The sequence below is a fragment of the Pseudomonas sp. GD03875 genome, from assembly GCF_029840585.1.
In the GTDB taxonomy this organism is placed as follows: domain Bacteria; phylum Pseudomonadota; class Gammaproteobacteria; order Pseudomonadales; family Pseudomonadaceae; genus Aquipseudomonas; species Aquipseudomonas paralcaligenes.
In genome coordinates, this window is sequence record NZ_JAOCCV010000011.1 from 110,202 (window position 1) to 127,191 (window position 16,990).

Here is a 16,990-nt window from a genome sequence, read left to right on the forward strand (position 1 = left end):
GGCGATGGCTCGGGGTATCTTTGCGCCACCTTTGCCGGCTGCCTGCCGAAGGAGCTTTCCATGCGCATCCTCCTGGTCGAGGACAACCGCGACATCCTGGCCAACATGGCCGACTACCTGCAGATCAAGGGCTACACAGTGGACTGCGCCCAGGACGGCCTGTCCGGGCTGCGCCTGGCCAGCAGCGAGCACTACGACCTGCTGGTGCTGGACATCATGCTGCCCGGCATCGACGGCTACACCCTCTGCCGGCGCCTGCGCGAAGAAGCGCGGCGCGATACGCCGGTGATCATGCTCACCGCCCGCGACCAGTTGAACGACCGGCTGCAGGGCTTCCAGGCGGGTGCCGACGACTACCTGATCAAGCCCTTCGCCCTCTCCGAGCTGGCCGCGCGCATCGAGGCGGTGCTGCGCCGCAGCCTGGGCGGCGGCAAGCGGCTGCTGCAGGTGGGCGACCTCAGCTACGACCTCGACACCCTGGAGATCACCCGTGCCGACAAGCACCTCAAGCTCAACCCGGTGGGCCTCAAGCTGCTCGCGCTGCTGATGCAGAAGAGCCCGCACGTGGTGCGCCGCGAGGTGCTGGAAGAGGCGCTCTGGGGCGACGACTGCCCGGACAGCGACAGCCTGCGCAGCCATGTGCACCAGTTGCGCCAGGTGATCGACAAACCCTTCCCCCAGGCGCTGCTGCAGACCGTGCACGGCGTCGGCTACCGACTCGCGGAACCGGGCAATGGAGTTTAGGCAGAGCCTTTCGCGGCGCATCGTCATCGCCTTCGTGCTGATGACGGCCCTGGTCGGCGGCACCTTCGCCTTCGGCATCGTCGAGACCGTCCACCAGGTCGAGGAGCGGCTGATCTCCCAGGAGCTGAGCGGCGACCTCGGGCGTTTCCTGAAGATGGAGAGCATCTCCGACTGGCGCCACGAGCCGGAACCGGGCCAGCTCTTCTATTTCAGCGGCGGCCAGGGCGACTTCGCCCTGCCACCGGACCTGCAGGGGCTGTCGCTGGGGTTCCACGAGGTATTCCGTGGCGACAAGGCATTCCATGGATTCGTACAGGTCGTCGACGGTCGCCGCTACGTGCTGCTGCAGGACCAGAGCGGCTTCGAGGACCGCGAGCAGCTGCTGTTCGCCGTGGTCCAGGTGGGCTTCCTGATCAGCCTCGCCCTGTCCGGCCTGCTCGGCTGGCTGCTGGCGCGCAAGGTCATCGAGCCGGTGGTCCGGCTGTCGCGCCAGGTGCGCGCGCCCGAACAGCTGCTGGACGAAGCCCCGCGGTTGGCGAAGGACTACGCCAGTGATGAGGTGGGCCAGCTCGCCGCCTCCTTCGATACCACGCTAGGGCTGCTGCGCCGCGCGCTGATGCGCGAGCGGCTGTTCACCAGCGACGTCAGCCATGAGCTGCGCACACCTCTCATGGTGCTGGCCAGCTCATGCGAACTGCTGCTGGAAAGCTCCTGCCTGGACAACCGCGGCAGGACCCAGGTGCAGCGCATCGCCAACGCCTGCGAAGAAATGCGCGGCCTGGTGCAGACCTTCCTGACCCTGGCCCGTGCGCGCCAGGAAGATGCCGGCGGCACGCTCCGGGGCACCCTGGGCGAGGTCGCCGACGACCTGGTCGCGCAATGGCGGCCGGCCATCGAGGCCAAGGGGCTGGCCTTCGACTACCAGCCGGAACGGACCGGCGACCAGCGCTACAACGCGCCGCTGCTGAAGTCGGTGCTGGGCAACCTGCTGCGCAACGCGCTGCACTACACCGAGCATGGGCGCATCAGCCTGCGCCTGGACGAGCAGGGCTTCGTGGTCGAGGACAGTGGCGTGGGCATTCCCGCCGCCGAACGCGAGGCGATGTTCCAGCCCTTCGTGCGCGGCGGCTCGGCCCGGGGCGAAGGGCTCGGCCTGGGGCTGTCGCTGGTGCAGAGGATCTGCGAGAACCAGGGCTGGAGCGTGGAGCTGTCGGACGCCGAGCCGAGGGGCTGCCGGTTCCAGGTCACCCTGATGGGCGGACACGCCGTCTGACGGAAAAAGTTCCGCCCCACACCTCGTTCTGTCATATTCGCCCGGCAGTGTGAATCGCTCCCATTTCCACCCTGAACGCGGCTCTACCGTTCGTCTGCCCGAACGGCGCACCAGTCCACCGTGTTCTAGCGTTTTCTGTGCAGGGCTTGGCAGTGCTTTCAAGGGGTTGCTTGAATGAAACTAGAAATCGCTCGAGGTATGTTCCTCGTAGGTGCCCTTGGCGTCACCGCCCTGGCCGCGGCGGCATGGCAGGAGCCTGGTCCACAGGTGCTGGACGCCATTAGCTGTGCCAAGCAGCAATGTCCGGCGGTTTCCACCCGCCACGGCAGCCTTGCCGCAGCCGACGTGAACGGCGACAACCTGCTGTTGCTGATGGTGGGTCTCTCCCACGCCCTGAAAGGCGAGCAGTAGCCCCGCTTGCCCTGTAGGGTGCGCCACGCGCACCGGCAAGCCTGCACACAGCCCCGGTGCGGCGCCCCCACACCGCATCGCTCCATGGGCACACATGGCCCACAGTCCCCGTTACGTGTTGGCGCAATCCTGCTTTTGTGGGAGCGGCTGGGCTACATTCCGATTGGTCGCGAAATTCGCGGATAAATCCTCTCCCACAAGGTGTGCAGCAACCAACGGGACATAGCCAAAAGAAAAGCCCCGCCTGGAACCAGGCGGGGCTTTTTCGTTTCAGCTCGGGGGAGCCAGGTCGGCTTACATCATGCCGCCCATGCCACCCATGCCGCCCATGTCAGGCATGGCCGGAGCAGCCTTGTCTTCCGGGATGTCGGCGACCATCGCCTCGGTGGTGATCATCAGACCGCCGATGGAGGCAGCAGCCTGCAGGGCGGAACGGGTGACCTTGGCCGGGTCCAGGATGCCCATCTCGATCATGTCGCCATAGGTGTCAGTGGCAGCGTTGAAGCCGTAGTTGCCGGAACCGCTCTTCACCTTGTCGACCACCACGCTCGGCTCGCCGCCGGCGTTGGCGACGATCTGGCGCAGCGGAGACTCGACGGCGCGACGCAGCAGGGCAATACCGACGTCCTGATCCTCGTTGTCGCCCTTCAGGCCGTCGATGGCTTGCAGGGCACGTACCAGGGCGACACCGCCGCCAGGCACCACGCCTTCTTCCACTGCGGCGCGGGTCGCGTGCAGGGCGTCTTCGACACGGGCCTTCTTCTCTTTCATCTCGACTTCGGTGGCAGCGCCGACCTTGATCACGGCAACACCGCCGGCCAGCTTGGCCAGGCGCTCTTGCAGCTTCTCCTTGTCGTAGTCGGAAGAGGTCTCTTCGACCTGCTTGCGGATCTGCGCAACACGAGCCTCGATGTCAGCCTGAGCGCCGGCACCGTCGATGATGGTGGTGTTTTCCTTGTTCAGCACGACGCGCTTGGCGTTACCCAGGTGCTCCAAGGTGGCGCCTTCCAGCGACAGGCCGACTTCCTCGGAAATCACGGTACCGCCGGTCAGGATGGCGATGTCCTGCAGCATGGCCTTGCGACGGTCGCCGAAGCCCGGAGCCTTGACGGCCGCGACCTTGACGATGCCACGCATGTTGTTGACCACCAGGGTGGCCAGGGCTTCGCCTTCCACGTCCTCGGCGACGATCAGCAGCGGACGACCGGACTTGGCGACGGCTTCCAGTACCGGCAGCAGTTCGCGGATGTTGGAGATCTTCTTGTCCACCAGCAGCAGCAGCGGGCCTTCCAGCTCGGCGACCATGGTGTCCGGCTTGTTGATGAAGTACGGGGACAGGTAGCCACGGTCGAACTGCATGCCTTCAACGACGGACAGTTCGTTTTCCAGGCCCGAGCCTTCTTCAACGGTGATCACGCCTTCCTTGCCGACCTTCTCCATGGCCTCGGCGATGATGTCGCCGATGGAGTTGTCGGAGTTGGCGGAGATGGTGCCTACCTGGGCGATGGCCTTGGTGTCGGCGCACGGCTTGGACAGCTCCTTCAGCTGGGCGACGATGGCCGCGGTGGCCTTGTCGATGCCGCGCTTGAGGTCCATCGGGTTCATGCCGGCGGCGACGGATTTCAGGCCTTCGTTGACGATGGCCTGGGCCAGAACGGTGGCGGTGGTGGTGCCGTCACCGGCGGCGTCGTTGGCCTTGGAGGCGACGTCCTTGACCAGCTGGGCGCCCATGTTCTCGAACTTGTCCTTCAGCTCGATCTCCTTGGCGACGGAGACGCCGTCCTTGGTGATCAGCGGAGCGCCGAAGCTGCGGTCCAGGACCACGTTGCGGCCTTTCGGGCCGAGGGTCGCTTTTACCGCGTCGGCCAGGACGTTGACGCCGACCAGCATCTTCTTGCGAGCGGAATCGCCGAATTTGACTTCTTTAGCAGCCATGGTGGTTGTTCCTCAATTCTTGGTTAAACGGAGATTCGCGGGGATCAGGCTTCGACGACGGCGAGGATTTCATGCTCGCCCATCACCAGCAGGTCTTCGCCGTCGACCTTGACGGTGTTGCTGCCGGAGTACGGGCCGAACACCACCTTGTCACCGACCTTGACGGCCAGCGGACGGACTTCGCCGTTGTCCAGAACCTTGCCGGTACCGACGGCGACGACTTCACCCTGATTCGGCTTCTCGGCGGCCGAACCCGGCAGCACGATGCCGCCAGCGGTCTTGGTCTCTTCTTCGCTACGACGGATGACGACGCGGTCATGCAGAGGACGAAGCTTCATTGTCGATCTCTCCTGAGTCAGTTGTTTTCACTGGCCGGCGACTGCGCCGGCGGGTTTAGGCAATGTCCGGCGGGGCCGGATTGCGGCACGCTCGGGGCGCACCGCGGAAAAGTGTTCCACCGAAGCGGTAGAAACCTTGCGGTGAACGCTAGATAGGGGCGCTCAAGGGTATTTCAAGGGCGGACGGTGAAAAATTTTATGGCCGCCGGGTGCGCAGTGCGCACCGAGGGGCCTCAATCGCGGCGCTGGTACTCGCCCTCGATCACGTGCGGATGGGTCTGGCCGGACTGCGCCTGGGGATCGTCGAAGAAGGCCCGTTGGCGCAGGGCCTGCTCCTGGGCACGGCGCTGCAGGCGGCCGATCATCAGGCGGCGGGTGAAGGGAATCAGGCAGAGCAGGCCGAACACGTCGCTGATGAAACCCGGCAGCAGCAGCAGGCCGCCACCTACGGCGATCAGCAGCCCCTCGAACATCTCCTGCTCGGGCATCTCGCCGCGCGCCAGCTTCTCGCGCGCACGCCAGGCGGTGGCGACACCGGCCACCCGCAGCAGGATGCTGCCGAGCACCGCCGTGCCGATGACCAGTAGCAGGGTGGGCAGCACGCCGATGGCGCTGCCGACCTTGATCAGCACGGCCAGCTCAATGATCGGGAACAGCAGGAACAGAAAGAGAAAAGCGCGCATCGCAGAGTCCTTGGCGGAAGAACGGCTTCCGATAGGGAAGAAGTATGGGGCCGCAGGCTGAATTCAACCTGAAACCGGCCCGACGGTCGGCCAGGTCTCGGCGCGAGCCAGCAATACCAGGGCCTGGCGCACGGCGCCCGGGTTGTTACAGGATGTTGGAAAGGCCAGCCAGTGAAGCGCCTTGCCGATGCGCAGGTGGAAACCCTCGTTGTCGATGCCGACCAGTCGCGCCGGCTCGTGGTCCGGCAGGCCGGCCAGCTGTACGTAGTGGGCGATGGCGCTGGCGTGGTCGTCGTTCATGTGTTCGACCATGCCGCGCTCGGCCTCGCCCGCGTGCGGGTTGGCCAGGCTCACATCCTGCAGCCAGTGGATGGCGCCGAAACCACCGATGAAACGCCAGCGCACCGGCTCCAGCACCCAGAAATCGAAGTCATGGGCGCTGTGATAGTCGCGCGACTCGGGAAAATAGCGATAGTAGCGCTCGGCGGCGACCTCGATGTCGGCCGGCGCTTGCAACTGCCGGGCCTCGGCCAGCAGGGTCAGGCGCCCGGCAGCCTGCACGTCCTCGGCGCCACGTTCGCCAACCAGCAGCGAACACTTGGCATCCTTCTGCAGGTTGTGGGTGTGCTGGGCGATGCGGCTGATCAGGATCAGCGGTCGACCCTGCCCATCCAGGCAATAGGGCACCACCGATCCGAAAGGGAAGCCCGGCATGCTCTTGGAATGGGTGGAAAGCACGCCCCGGTATTCCTTGAGCAGCAATTCTCGGGCATTCTTTTCCGCCGTCATGCTCAATTTATGACTCCTCGCTGAGAATTCGTCGAAAACAAAACGGACAGGCACCCGGAATAACCGTGGCGCCAGCGAGGCCATCTGCCAGACCTTCGAGGAGTAGTGTTATGGAACTCAAAGACAAAGTCATCATCATCACCGGCGGCTGCCAGGGCTTGGGTCGCGCCATGGGCGAGTACCTCGCCGCGCGCGGCGCCCGGCTGGCGCTGGTCGACCTGAACCAGGAGAAACTGGACGAAGCCGTGGCCGCCTGCAAGGCCGCCGGTGGCGACGCCCGCGCCTACCTGTGCAACGTGGCCAACGAGGAGCAGGTGACCCACATGGTCGCCCAGGTGGCCGAGGACTTCGGTGCCATCAACGGCCTGGTCAACAACGCCGGCATCCTGCGCGACGGCCTGACCATCAAGGTCAAGGACGGCGAGATGACCAAGATGAGCCTGGCCCAGTGGCAGTCGGTGATCGACGTCAACCTGACCGGCGTGTTCCTGTGCACCCGCGAAGTGGCGGCGAAGATGATCGAGCTGAAGAACCAGGGCGCGATCGTCAACATCTCCTCCATCTCCCGCGCCGGCAACATGGGCCAGGCCAACTACTCCGCGGCCAAGGCCGGCGTCGCCGCCGACACCGTGGTATGGGCCAAGGAACTGGCGCGCTATGGCATCCGCGTGGCCGGCGTCGCTCCGGGCTTCATCGAGACCGAGATGACCGGCGGCATGAAGCCGGAAGCCCTAGAGAAGATGACCTCCGGCATCCCGCTGCGCCGCATGGGCAAGCCGGCCGAGATCGCCCACTCGGTGGCCTACATCCTGGAGAACGACTACTACACCGGTCGCATCCTCGAGCTGGACGGCGGCCTGCGCCTGTAACCGCAGCGGAGCCCCGCCCCGGCGGGGCTCCAACTCTCTCCCCCTCCCCCGATTCTCCCCGCCCTACCCGGCTCGATATTGGCTGGGCGCCTTGCCCGTCCACTTGAGAAAGGCACGGCGGAAGTTGGACGGGTCGCTGAAGCCCAGCAACTGGGCGATCTCGAACAGCGGCAGGTGGGTGGTCTCCAGATACTGCAGGGCCAGCCGCTTGCGCACTTCGTCGAGCACCTGCTGGTAGCTGGTGCCGGCCGCCGCCAGGTGACGGCGCAGGCTGCGCCCGCTGGTGTGCAGCGCCTGGGCGGCGCTGTCCAGACTGGGAAAGTCGCCAGGGCGCGCCAGCAACAGGCGCCGCAAGCGGCTGAGCAATCCTTCCTGTACATCCAGGGTGGCCAGCAGGGCCTCGCACTGCTGTTCGCACATCTGCATGGTGGCCGGGTTGGCCAGGGCCATGGGCCGATCCAGGTAGTGGCGCGGCAGACGGAACCAGTGCCAGGGCTGGTCGAACTGAGGCTGCACGGCGAAGGCCTCCAGATAGCGTTCGGCATGCCCCGGCGCGGGAAAGGTGAAGCCGACCTCGATACCCATCGGCCGCTCGCCCAGGAGGAACTGGGCGATGGCATACAGGCTGCCGAACAGGCCCTCTGCGGCGAACCGGCCGAGCATGCCGAGCGGGATCGACTCGCTGGCACGCAGCTCCAGCCAGTCCGCGCTTTCCACCAGTTCCAGATCGAAGGTCAGGCCCAGCACCCGATAATACTTGAGCGCGAACTGCACGGCGCGGCCCAGGTTGGCGCTGGACAACAGGGCATAGCCGAGAATCCCGTGGGTCGACGCGTTCAGGCGCAGGCCGAGCAGCAGGCCCAGCGCCGGCTCGTCGCACAGCGACAGCGCGGCGCCGGCCAGTTGATGAAAGTCGGCGAGGGAGAGCCGGCCGGTCGGATTGTGCAGCAGCTCCGCACGCAGCCCGGCGGCGGACAGCAGGCGCTCGCGGGCGACGCCGAACTCGCCGGCGAGCTGTAGCAGCGCCTCGGCGTAGGTGATCGGCACGAGTTCCGAATGCAGGGTCAGGGGTTTGCTCATGTCCTGCTCGTCCGCCGCTGGCCGGATATGACCTGAAGAATGGCTGAAGATAACCTTGTTCCGGAAAAGCCGGCAAGCCCATAGTCGGGACATCGATAACAACAAGATGGGAGGCCGCATGCACTGCCCCACCCCGCACGACCTGCTGATCAAGCCGCGCCAGCCGGAATTCGCCTTTCCCTCGCCCTGGGTGCGTCACTGGCATGGCGGCGACGCGTTCAAGAGCCACTTCTTCGATGCCATGTCGCTGCTGTTCCCCGACGGCGAGCGCTTCTTCATCGACTCTGTGCGTGCCTACCGGGACCAGGTGACCGACCCGCACCAGCAGGCGCAGATCCGCGGCTTCATCGGCCAGGAAGCCCACCACAGTCGCGAGCACCAGCACTACAGCGACGCCCTGCGCGATGTCGGCTACGACCTGGACTATCTGGAGCGGCGCCTGAAGAGGCGCCTGGCCTTCGTGCGCAAGCACCTGCCGCCCAAGGTGCACCTGGCCGCCACCACCGCCGTGGAACACCTGACGGCGATCATGGCCGACGCGATCCTGCAGAACCCGGACTGGCTGGCCGGCGCCGATCCCGACATGGCCCGCCTGTGGCGCTGGCATGCGCTGGAAGAGAGCGAACACAAGGCGGTGGCCTTCGACCTCTACCAGCAGGTCTGCGGCAAGACCTGGCTGCGCCGCCGCGCCATGCTGCAGAGCACTTTCTTCTTCACCCTGGACACGTTCAAGGGCCTGGTGCACATGCTGCGCCGCGACGGCCTGTTGGCGAGCTGGCGGGTGTGGAAGGACGGCCTGGCCTGGCTGTGGGGCAGTCGCGGCATCCTCCGACCGCTGGTGCGCGCCTACCTCGACTTCTACCGGGCGGACTTCCACCCCTGGCAGCACGACAACCTGCAGCTGATCCTGGAGCGGCGCCGGGAGTTCGACCTGCCCGCCGAGGTCAGCTGATCAGCCCGAGCCCCTTGGCCCGGGCCACCGCCTGGGTCCGCCGCTCGACGCCGAGCTTGCTGTTGATGTGGCGGGCGTGGGTCTTGACCGTGTGCAGGGAGATGAACAGCCGCTCGCTGATCTCCTGGTTGGAACAGCCCAGGGCGATCAGCCGCAGCACCGCCAGCTCGCGGGTGCTCAGCGCCTCGGCCGTGCCGACCGGAACGGGCTCGGCCACCACCTCCTGCGGCAGGCAGCGCAGCAGCGCCTCGCCCAGCGGCGTGGCCGGCGCCGTCTGCAACTGGGCGCGCAGCCAGCCGGGCTGGTGCGCAAGCAGTTCCGAGAAGGGCAACAGCGCGCCGCCGGCGGCCGCCTCCAGGCCGGCCAGCAACTGCTGCTGGGCCTCGCGCTCGCGTCCCCCCACATAGAGCATCAGGCTCAGCTGGACCTGGGCGAAGACCCCCAGCAGCTGACCGCCGTGGGCCTGGGCCCGCTGCACCAGGGCTCGCAGGCGCCGCTCGGCCGCCTCCAGCTGGCCCAGGCGGCGCTCCAGTGCCGCACGATGCAGTTCGATATGCAGCGGCAGTTGCGGGTGGAACTCCGGCGCGGTGGCCGCCTGCTCGCCGTCATAGGTCTCGGCCAGGCGCACCAGCCAGGCATTGGCCAGGTCGACCTGGCCCTGGCCGAGCCACAGCTCGCACTTGGTCACGGTGATCATCGCCAGGTAGTACACCGGCGGCACGTCCCAGATATGCATCAGCCGCTCGGCCTCGGCGAGGTGGGCGAAGGCCTCGTTGAGCCGCCCCAGCCGCCCCTCCTGGCTGGCCAGGATGCAGTAGCCCACCAGCAGACTGATGTCGCGGCAGGCACGCGCCTCGGCGATGCCGACCAGCAGGCGTTCGCGCGCCTCGTCCGGGCGCAGGCGCAGGGCCAGCAGGAAGCCCTCGTACTGACTCAGGCGGGCACGTACCGCGTAGACCCGCTGGGCCGGCAGCCGGCGCAGGCGTTCCAGGCCGGCGCGCACTTCTTCCAGGGCACGGACGATCTCGCCGCGGGCCAGCAGCACGCGGCCACGGTCATAGCGGCAGAAGGCCTCGAACAGCGGATTGTCGTGCCGCTGGGCCAGTTCCAGGGCCTCGCGGTTGAGGCCACGGGCACGCCACAGGTCGCCACGCACCATCGCCAGGTTGGCCAGGGTGGACAGGCACAGCAGACGCGAGCCGTAGTGCTGCCCGGGCATGCCGGCCAGGGCCTGTCTGCAGTAGAGTTCGGCCCTCTGGCTGTCGCCGCGGCCACGGGCGATCACCCCGCTGACCGCCAGCCACTGGGCCAGCAGCGACTGCTGCTCGGCGGCGTCAGGCGCCGGCAGGAAGCGTTCGAGGTGGTTGGCCAGTTCCTCCGCCGCATCCAGCTGGCAGGCCAGGGCCAGCGCCCAGCTGTACAGCAGGATCAGCCGCGGCGTGCTGGTCAGCAGACTGTCCGGCAGGTCCATCTTCCAGCGCAGCAGCATGGCCACGTTCTGCTCGGCCAGCAGGTGCTCCTCGGAGAAGTTCTGCACCAGGCTGGCCGCCACATCCGGCTGGCCGGCACGCAGAGCCTGCTCGACCGCCTCGTCGAGCAGGCCCTGGCCGCTGAACCAGCGGCAGGCGCGCAGGTGCAGGCGTGCCTGCGGCTGCGACAGCTGGCCGGCCGGGCTGGCGCGCAGCAGGTCGGAAAACAGATGGTGGTAGCGGAACCAGCGGCCCTGCTCGTCCAGCGGCACGAGGAACACTTGGTGGGCCTGCAGGTGCTGGAGGATCGCGGCGCTGTCATGGCTGTCGCGCACCGCGTCGCACAGCTCGGCACAGAAGCGCTCGAGGCAGGCGGTGTCGTAGAGGAAGGCCTGCAGCTCGGGCGGCTGGCGCTCGATCACCTCCTCCAGCAGGTAGTCGCGGATCATGCCCTGCGCGCCATGCAGGTCGCGCTCGCCCTCGCCGGCGGTGAGCAGCCACAGACGCAGGCCGGCGACCCAGCCCTCGCTGCGCTGCAGCAGGTTGTCCAGTGCCACGCCGGGCAGCTCGGCGCCCTGTACCGAGAGCAATTCGCGGGTTTCGTCGCGGGTCAGGCGCAGGTCCTGTTCCTGCAGCTCGAGCATCTGCCGCGACAGGCGCAGGCGGGCCAGATGCCAGTCGGGACGCTGGCGGCTGGTGACCAGCACCAGCAGGCCGGTCGGCAGGTGGTTGAGGAAGAACTGCAGGCAACGGTCCAGCACCGCGCCCTGGGCCAGGTGGTAGTCGTCCAGCACCAGCAGCAGCGGATGCTCCGGGTCGAGGCGCTCGCCCAGCTCGTCGAGCAGGCCGTCCAGCCATTCCTCGAAGGCGAAGGGTTGGTGGCGCTGGCGCATCTTCAGCAGGCCCAGGGCCTCGTCGCCGATCCGCGGAAAATGCCGGCGCAGGCCCTCAAGCAGACGTTCGAGGAAGCGCCCCGGGTCGCCGTCGCGGCGATTGAGGCTGAGCCACAGGCTCTGCCAGTGGGCCGGCAGGCGCTCGCAGAACTCCACGGCCAGCGAACTCTTGCCGAAACCGGCCGGCGCGCAGACCAGCAGCAGGCGGCCGTCCATACCCTCTTCCAGCCGCTCGCACAGGCGCGGCCGGCGCACGTGGCCGGCAGGCAGGGGCGGACGGAAGAAGCGCCCCTCGCCGGCGGCAGCCGGGCTGCTGGCAAGTGCAGAGGTACGGGACAGGTCGGTCACGGAGCGGTCGGGATCCTGAGGCGAAAACTCCCGCAGCCTATCCCCTCGCGTTGCGCATTTGAAGCCCGGCCCGTCCGCCACAAACGAAAAAGCCGGCACGAGGCCGGCTTCTTCGGGTGGCGCGGAGCGATTAACGCACGCCGGCCTGACGCAGGGCTGCCGGGGTGAAGTCGGTGGTCGCGGCCTTGTAACCGAAGTCGTAGGCCTTCTTCTCCTCGTTCTTCATGCCCAGGGCCAGGTAGCGGCCGGAGATCACGTCGTAGAGGGTTTCCACGGTGTACCACGGCACCTTCTTGTCGTAGTAGTACTGGGAATGGGCCTCGGCGACGCGCCACAGGGAGCCACGACCATCGTAGTGGTCGATCACCACGGCTTGCCAGGTGTCCTCGTCGATGTACATGTCACGCTTGGCGTAGATGTGGCGCTCGCCGGCCTTCAGGGTGGCGGTCACGTGCCAGACGCGGTGCAGCTCGTAACGGGTCAGGTCCTGGTTGATGTGACCGGCCTTGATGATGTCGGCGTACTTCAGCTTCGGCGAGTCGAGGTCGTAGGAGTTGTACGGGATGTACAGTTCCTTCTTGCCGACCAGTTTCCAGTCGTAGCGATCCGGCGCACCGTTGTACATGTCCAGGTTGTCGGAGGTACGCAGACCGTCGGCGGCGGTACCCGGGCCGTCGTAGGACACCTGCGGGGCGCGGCGCACGCGGCGCTGACCGGCGTTGTACAGCCAGGCCAGACGCGGCTCCTTCACCTGGTTCAGGGTCTCGTGGACCAGCAGAACGTTACCGGCCAGACGCGCCGGGGCGGTCACGCGCTGCTTGAAGTAGAACAGGATGTTGCTCGGCTTGCTCGGATCGTAGTCGGTCAGGCTGGTGGGGAAGACGAACTCGTCCTGGAAGTAGACCAGGCTGTAGGAGCCGTTCGCCTGCGGCGTGGCCTGGGTCACCAGACGACGCACGCTGCCGCCGCGATAGCGGGTGATCTGGTTCCAGACCACTTCCAAGCCATTCTGCGGGATCGGGAACGGGTTGGCGGTCTTGAAGTTCTCCAGACCGTTGCCGCCCTCGACCAGCTTGGTGTTGGTGGCGTTGTGCTTGGTGTCATCCATCACGCTCTGCGGCACGCTGGCGGAGCGATGGGTGGGGTACACCGGCATGCGGTAGCTGTCCGGGTAGCGCTTGAACATGGCCAACTGACCGGGGGTCAGCTTGTCCTTGTACTGCTCGGCGTTCTGCGCGGTGATGGTGAACAGCGGCTTCTCGCTGGCGAAGGGATTGGACAGGAAGCCCTTCTCGTCCGCGGTGCCGGCGTTCTCCGGCAGGCCGCCGGTCCACTCGGGAATGGAACCGTCGGCGTTACCGGCCTTCTCGGCGCCCAGCGGGGTCAGGGTGGTGCCGAGCTTGGCGGCCTCGTCGGCGGAAACGGCAGCCATAACGCTGGTGGCCAGCAGGGACAGAGCCAGGGCCCCGGTTTGCAACAGATATTTTGTTGTTTTCATGTATGTATATCCCTAGTGAAACCTGACCTTAGAAGTTCACGCCGAGGCTGAGCGCAACGAAGTCACGGTCAATGCTGGTGTTGTACTCGCCACCGAAGTAATCGGTGTACGACAGGCTGGCGGAGTAGGTGTTCTGGTACTCGGCATCAATACCGATGCTGATGGCCTTGCTGCCTTCGTTGAAGGTCGGGCTGTAGCCGTCGACGTCGTGGGACCAAGACAGGTTCGGCTTGAGGTTGATGCCGGCGAACACGTCGTTGTAGTCGAGGATGACGCGAGCGCGGTAACCCCAGGAAGTGTTGGTGAAGTAGCCCTTGTTGTTGCACTCATCCGGATTGGCGGTGTTGGCCAGGCCGGTACAGATGCTGTTGGTAGGTACCTCTCCGAGGCCGAACTCGGGCGCGCGACCGAAGCGCAGTTCGTTCTTGCCGAGGTCGCTGACATGGGTATAGCCAACCTCGCCCACCAGGGTCAGGCGCTCGGCGCCCAGCACCTGGTCGATGAACTGGGTCACGGTCACCTGAGCCTGGGTCATCGGCTTGCGCACGTAGCCATGGATGGTCTGGCCGGAGCCCAGCGGAGCATGGCCGCTGAGGTAGATCGGGCTGTTGAACTCGATCAGGCCAGGGACTTGGCCAACCGCGGTCACACTCAGGTCCTGGGTGTTGATCTGCATCGGCATGTTCGGGCGATAGCTGAGTTCACCGGACACGGCGGTGGAGCCGACGTTGGTGGAGAAGCTCAGGCCGTACAGGCGGATGTCTTCCGGATACTCCAGGAAGTATTTGGCGCTGGTCTCGCCGGTCGCCGGATTCTCGACGTGGTAGAAGCCCGGCTGACCGGTGATGTAGGAGTTGATCGGGGTACGGCTGTGGTAGTTCATTGCGTAGAGGCCGAACTCGGTATCGTTCAGCTCCGGCGAGAACCAGCGCAGCGCCAGGCCCCACTGACCGCTGTCACGGGCGTCCACGTCGCCACGACGGCCCAAGTAGCGGTAGCCGGCGGCAGGATCCGGGTCCAAGTCGGTACCCAGTACGGAGAAGCGGGTATCGCAACCATCGGCCGCCACGTCGGCACTGGCGAAGAAGGTGCCGCAGTTGTCCAGTACGGTCTGGTCCCACTCCAGCTGGTAGAAGGCCTCTGCGGAAAGGTTGTCGGTCAGGCTCTGCGAGACATAGAACATGTTGACCGGGATCAGGCCTTCCTTGATCTCGGAGCCCGGACGGCGGAAAGCAGCCACGTCGACCGGGTTGACGGCGTTGATCGAGTTGAAGATGAAGGTGCTTTCACCCCAGCTCACCACCTGCTTGCCCAGGCGAACGGAGCCCGGCTGATCGGCGATGCTGTAGTTGTGGTAGATGAAGGCGTCGAGAATCTGCGCGCCCGAGGACTGGGCGGCTTCCTTGCGATTGTGGTCGTCGATGTCGTAGAGCAGGCGATGCTCGTCCTTCAGCTCGAAGTCGTACCAGTACTTGCCACGCACGAATACGCCGGTGTCGCCGTATTTGAGCTCGAGGTCATGGATACCCTTGAAGATCTTCGAGAAGGTCTCGCCCTTCTTGAAGTTCAGGCGACCGTCGTCGTTGGTGGAGGTGGAAGCGCCGCCGCCGTTGCGGGAACTGATCAGATCCGGATCGGCGCTACGTACCGACCAGCTGGCACCAACGGACAGAGAGGAATCGAGCTGCCCCTCGATCTCACCGATATTGAAGGTGACACCGAAAGCCGGGGCAGCGAGGGTTGAGGCAAGGCTGACTGCCAGAGGCAGTTTGGCCAGACGCCAGAACGGTTGGGTGATTGTCATCGACGCTACTCCATGTGTTTTTTGTTATGGATGCCGCGGACTATAGCTACCACCCCCCTAGGCTTGATCCCCCTAAAGTGTGATTTCCCGCCCCCGGCCTCTCTAGACCGGCCGGTCACGCGATGCGAGCCGGCCGGATTCTTCTCGCGACAGCAATTTACAAGCCAAGCGTTTGCTCGGACGGGTCGCCAAAAGCCCCTTGCCCCTCACTTTCAGGGCTCAGAGCGTAGACAGAAATGCACTGCCTGCCGCCTGCCATTGGGCGATGTCCAGGCGAATTCGTTTCTTGTCCAGCTTACCCACACTGGTTTTGGGAATATCGGTAACAACCGCGATCTGACTGGGTATGGCCCACTTGTTGATGCAGCCCTGCTCGACATAGGGTTTAAGGTGTTCCTTGAGCACCTTGGCATCCAGGCTCTGCCCCTCGCGCAGAACCAGCAGGGCAAAGGGTCGCTCTCCCCACTGCGGGTCGGGAATGCCGACCACCGCTACTTCGCGTAAGGCCGGATGGCGACTGATCAGGTCCTCCAGTTCCAGGGAAGACAGCCATTCGCCCCCGGTCTTGATCACGTCCTTGATGCGGTCGCGGATATCGATGTAGCCGAAGTCGTCCAGGGTGGCGACGTCGCCGGTGTGCAGCCAGCCGTGCTCCCACAGCTCGGCGCTCTTCTGCGGCTCGTTGAAGTAGCCCATGGCCAGCCAGGGCGCGCGCAGCACCAGCTCGCCCTGGGTCTCGCCGTCGGCTGGCAGCAGCTGGCCGTCCGGCCCCATCAACGCGGCCTCGACCAGCGGCACCGGCACGCCGGCCTTGATCCGGTAGGTGACGCGCTCGTCGTCGCTGCCGGCCTTGAGTTCCTCGTTGATGTGAGCACAGGAGATCAGCGGACAGGTTTCGGACATCCCATAGGCGGCCGTGAGCTGGATGCCGCGCGCCTTCGACGCCTCGTACAGGGCGCGGTTGAGCGCGCTGCCACCGATGATCACCTTGAGGCCGCCGAAATCGTAGCCCTGGGCCCCGGGCGCGTTGAGCATCATCTGTAGGATGGTCGGCACGCAGTGGGAGAAGGTCACCTTCTCCTCGCGGATCAGCCGGCACAGCATGTCCGGCTCGTAGCGGCCCGGGTAGACCTGCTTGACCCCCATCATGGTGGCCACGTAGGGGATGCCCCAGGCGTGCACGTGGAACATCGGAGTGATCGGCATGTAGACGTCGTCGGTGCCGAGCAGGCGCACGCTGTCCAGCCCGCCGAGCACGGCAGCCTCGGCCATGCTGTGCAGCACCAGTTGGCGATGGGTGAAGTACACGCCCTTGGGATTGCCGGTGGTACCGGTGGTGTAGAAGGTGGTGGCCACCGAATTCTCGTCGAAATCCTCGAAGTCGTAGCGGGTGCTCGCCGCGGCCAGCAGGCTCTCGTACTCGCCTACCAGATCGGGCAGCTCGGCGGTTTTTTCCGGGCCGTCGGTGAGCAGGAGGGTCTTCTCCACCGTGGTCAGCTGGGTCTCGATGCTCTTGTAAAGCGGCACGAACTCGCTGTTGACCAGCACGAAGCGGTCCTCGGCGTGGTTCATGGTGTAGAGAATCTGGTCGGCGGACAGGCGGATATTGATGGTGTGCAGCACCGCACCGATCATCGGGATGGCGAACATGCATTCCAGGTACCGGTGGCTGTCCCAGTCCATCACCGCCACGGTGTCACCGGCCTTCACGCCCGCCTCGCTCAGCACGTTGGCCAGGCGCGCCACGCGTTCGTTGAAGGTGGCGTAGCTGTAGCGCATCTGGTCGCGGTAGACGATCTCGCGGGTCTTCTCGTAACGGCTGCCGGAGAGCAGCAGGCGCTTGATCAGCAGCGGAGCCTGGTTGGCGTTTTCGGTTGGCGGGATGACGCGGGTCTTCAGCATGG

At 65.8% G+C, this 16,990-nt stretch carries 14 protein-coding genes; 5 read left to right on the top strand and 9 right to left on the bottom strand.

Annotated features, from left to right (window positions below; translation table 11 throughout):
* Positions 1-60: 60 nt before the first annotated feature.
* The 3 genes from N5D30_RS12415 to N5D30_RS12425 all read left to right on the top strand — a co-directional run bounded on the left by N5D30_RS12415 (position 61) and on the right by N5D30_RS12425 (position 2,428).
* A complete protein-coding gene (locus N5D30_RS12415) occupies positions 61-744 on the top strand; it encodes a response regulator transcription factor (protein ID WP_279905424.1) in 684 nt (227 codons plus the stop codon).
* The gene (locus tag N5D30_RS12420; protein ID WP_279909233.1) at positions 734-2,017 is read left to right on the top strand and encodes a HAMP domain-containing sensor histidine kinase; all 1,284 of its coding nucleotides are present in this window, start codon (positions 734-736) and stop codon (positions 2,015-2,017) included. The genes N5D30_RS12415 and N5D30_RS12420 overlap by 11 nt, the downstream gene beginning before the upstream one ends.
* Before the next feature lie 174 nt (positions 2,018-2,191).
* On the top strand, positions 2,192-2,428 hold the full coding sequence (locus N5D30_RS12425; RefSeq protein ID WP_220812896.1) for a hypothetical protein: 237 nt from the start codon (positions 2,192-2,194) through the stop codon (positions 2,426-2,428).
* Positions 2,429-2,722: 294 nt separating this feature from the next.
* Here N5D30_RS12425 and groL read toward each other — a convergent pair whose 3' ends face one another.
* From groL to N5D30_RS12445, 4 genes are all read right to left on the bottom strand, one after another.
* Positions 2,723-4,363, bottom strand: a complete 1,641-nt coding sequence (gene groL, locus N5D30_RS12430) for a chaperonin GroEL (protein ID WP_220812897.1) — start codon at positions 4,361-4,363, stop codon at positions 2,723-2,725.
* A gap of 44 nt (positions 4,364-4,407) precedes the next feature.
* The gene (locus tag N5D30_RS12435; protein WP_220812898.1) at positions 4,408-4,701 is read right to left on the bottom strand and encodes a co-chaperone GroES; all 294 of its coding nucleotides are present in this window, start codon (positions 4,699-4,701) and stop codon (positions 4,408-4,410) included.
* Between the two features lie 233 nt (positions 4,702-4,934).
* Positions 4,935-5,384: an FxsA family protein gene (locus tag N5D30_RS12440; RefSeq protein ID WP_220812899.1), complete on the bottom strand. Its 450-nt coding sequence runs from the start codon at positions 5,382-5,384 to the stop codon at positions 4,935-4,937.
* Positions 5,385-5,447: 63 nt separating this feature from the next.
* Entirely contained in the window at positions 5,448-6,179 is a 732-nt protein-coding gene (locus tag N5D30_RS12445; protein ID WP_279909234.1) for a HugZ family protein, read from the bottom strand.
* A gap of 104 nt (positions 6,180-6,283) precedes the next feature.
* Between N5D30_RS12445 and N5D30_RS12450 the strand changes: the two genes are divergently transcribed.
* Entirely contained in the window at positions 6,284-7,042 is a 759-nt protein-coding gene (locus tag N5D30_RS12450; protein ID WP_279905420.1) for an SDR family oxidoreductase, read from the top strand.
* Between the two features lie 63 nt (positions 7,043-7,105).
* Here the strand turns inward: N5D30_RS12450 and N5D30_RS12455 are convergent, their stop codons facing one another.
* Positions 7,106-8,122 (bottom strand): AraC family transcriptional regulator, encoded by a 1,017-nt coding sequence (locus tag N5D30_RS12455; RefSeq protein ID WP_279909235.1) that lies wholly within the window; start codon positions 8,120-8,122, stop codon positions 7,106-7,108.
* Between the two features lie 118 nt (positions 8,123-8,240).
* Here N5D30_RS12455 and N5D30_RS12460 point away from each other — a divergent pair, with 118 nt between their 5' ends.
* Positions 8,241-9,074: a metal-dependent hydrolase gene (locus tag N5D30_RS12460; protein WP_279909237.1), complete on the top strand. Its 834-nt coding sequence runs from the start codon at positions 8,241-8,243 to the stop codon at positions 9,072-9,074.
* On the opposite strand, the gene N5D30_RS12465 is transcribed toward N5D30_RS12460, so the two are convergent.
* The 4 genes from N5D30_RS12465 to N5D30_RS12480 form a co-directional block, all read right to left on the bottom strand.
* Entirely contained in the window at positions 9,067-11,784 is a 2,718-nt protein-coding gene (locus N5D30_RS12465; RefSeq protein WP_279909238.1) for a LuxR C-terminal-related transcriptional regulator, read from the bottom strand. The two genes, N5D30_RS12460 and N5D30_RS12465, sit on opposite strands and share 8 nt — an antisense overlap.
* 130 nt (positions 11,785-11,914) lie before the next feature.
* Positions 11,915-13,282: a DUF1329 domain-containing protein gene (locus N5D30_RS12470; protein WP_279909239.1), complete on the bottom strand. Its 1,368-nt coding sequence runs from the start codon at positions 13,280-13,282 to the stop codon at positions 11,915-11,917.
* A 28-nt stretch (positions 13,283-13,310) separates the two neighbouring features.
* Positions 13,311-15,086 carry a DUF1302 domain-containing protein gene (locus N5D30_RS12475; RefSeq protein ID WP_279909240.1) on the bottom strand — a complete coding sequence of 592 codons (1,776 nt, stop codon included), beginning with the start codon at positions 15,084-15,086 and terminating at the stop codon, positions 13,311-13,313.
* Positions 15,087-15,305: 219 nt separating this feature from the next.
* Positions 15,306-16,988: a fatty acid--CoA ligase gene (locus N5D30_RS12480; RefSeq protein ID WP_279909241.1), complete on the bottom strand. Its 1,683-nt coding sequence runs from the start codon at positions 16,986-16,988 to the stop codon at positions 15,306-15,308.
* Positions 16,989-16,990 lie beyond the last annotated feature (2 nt).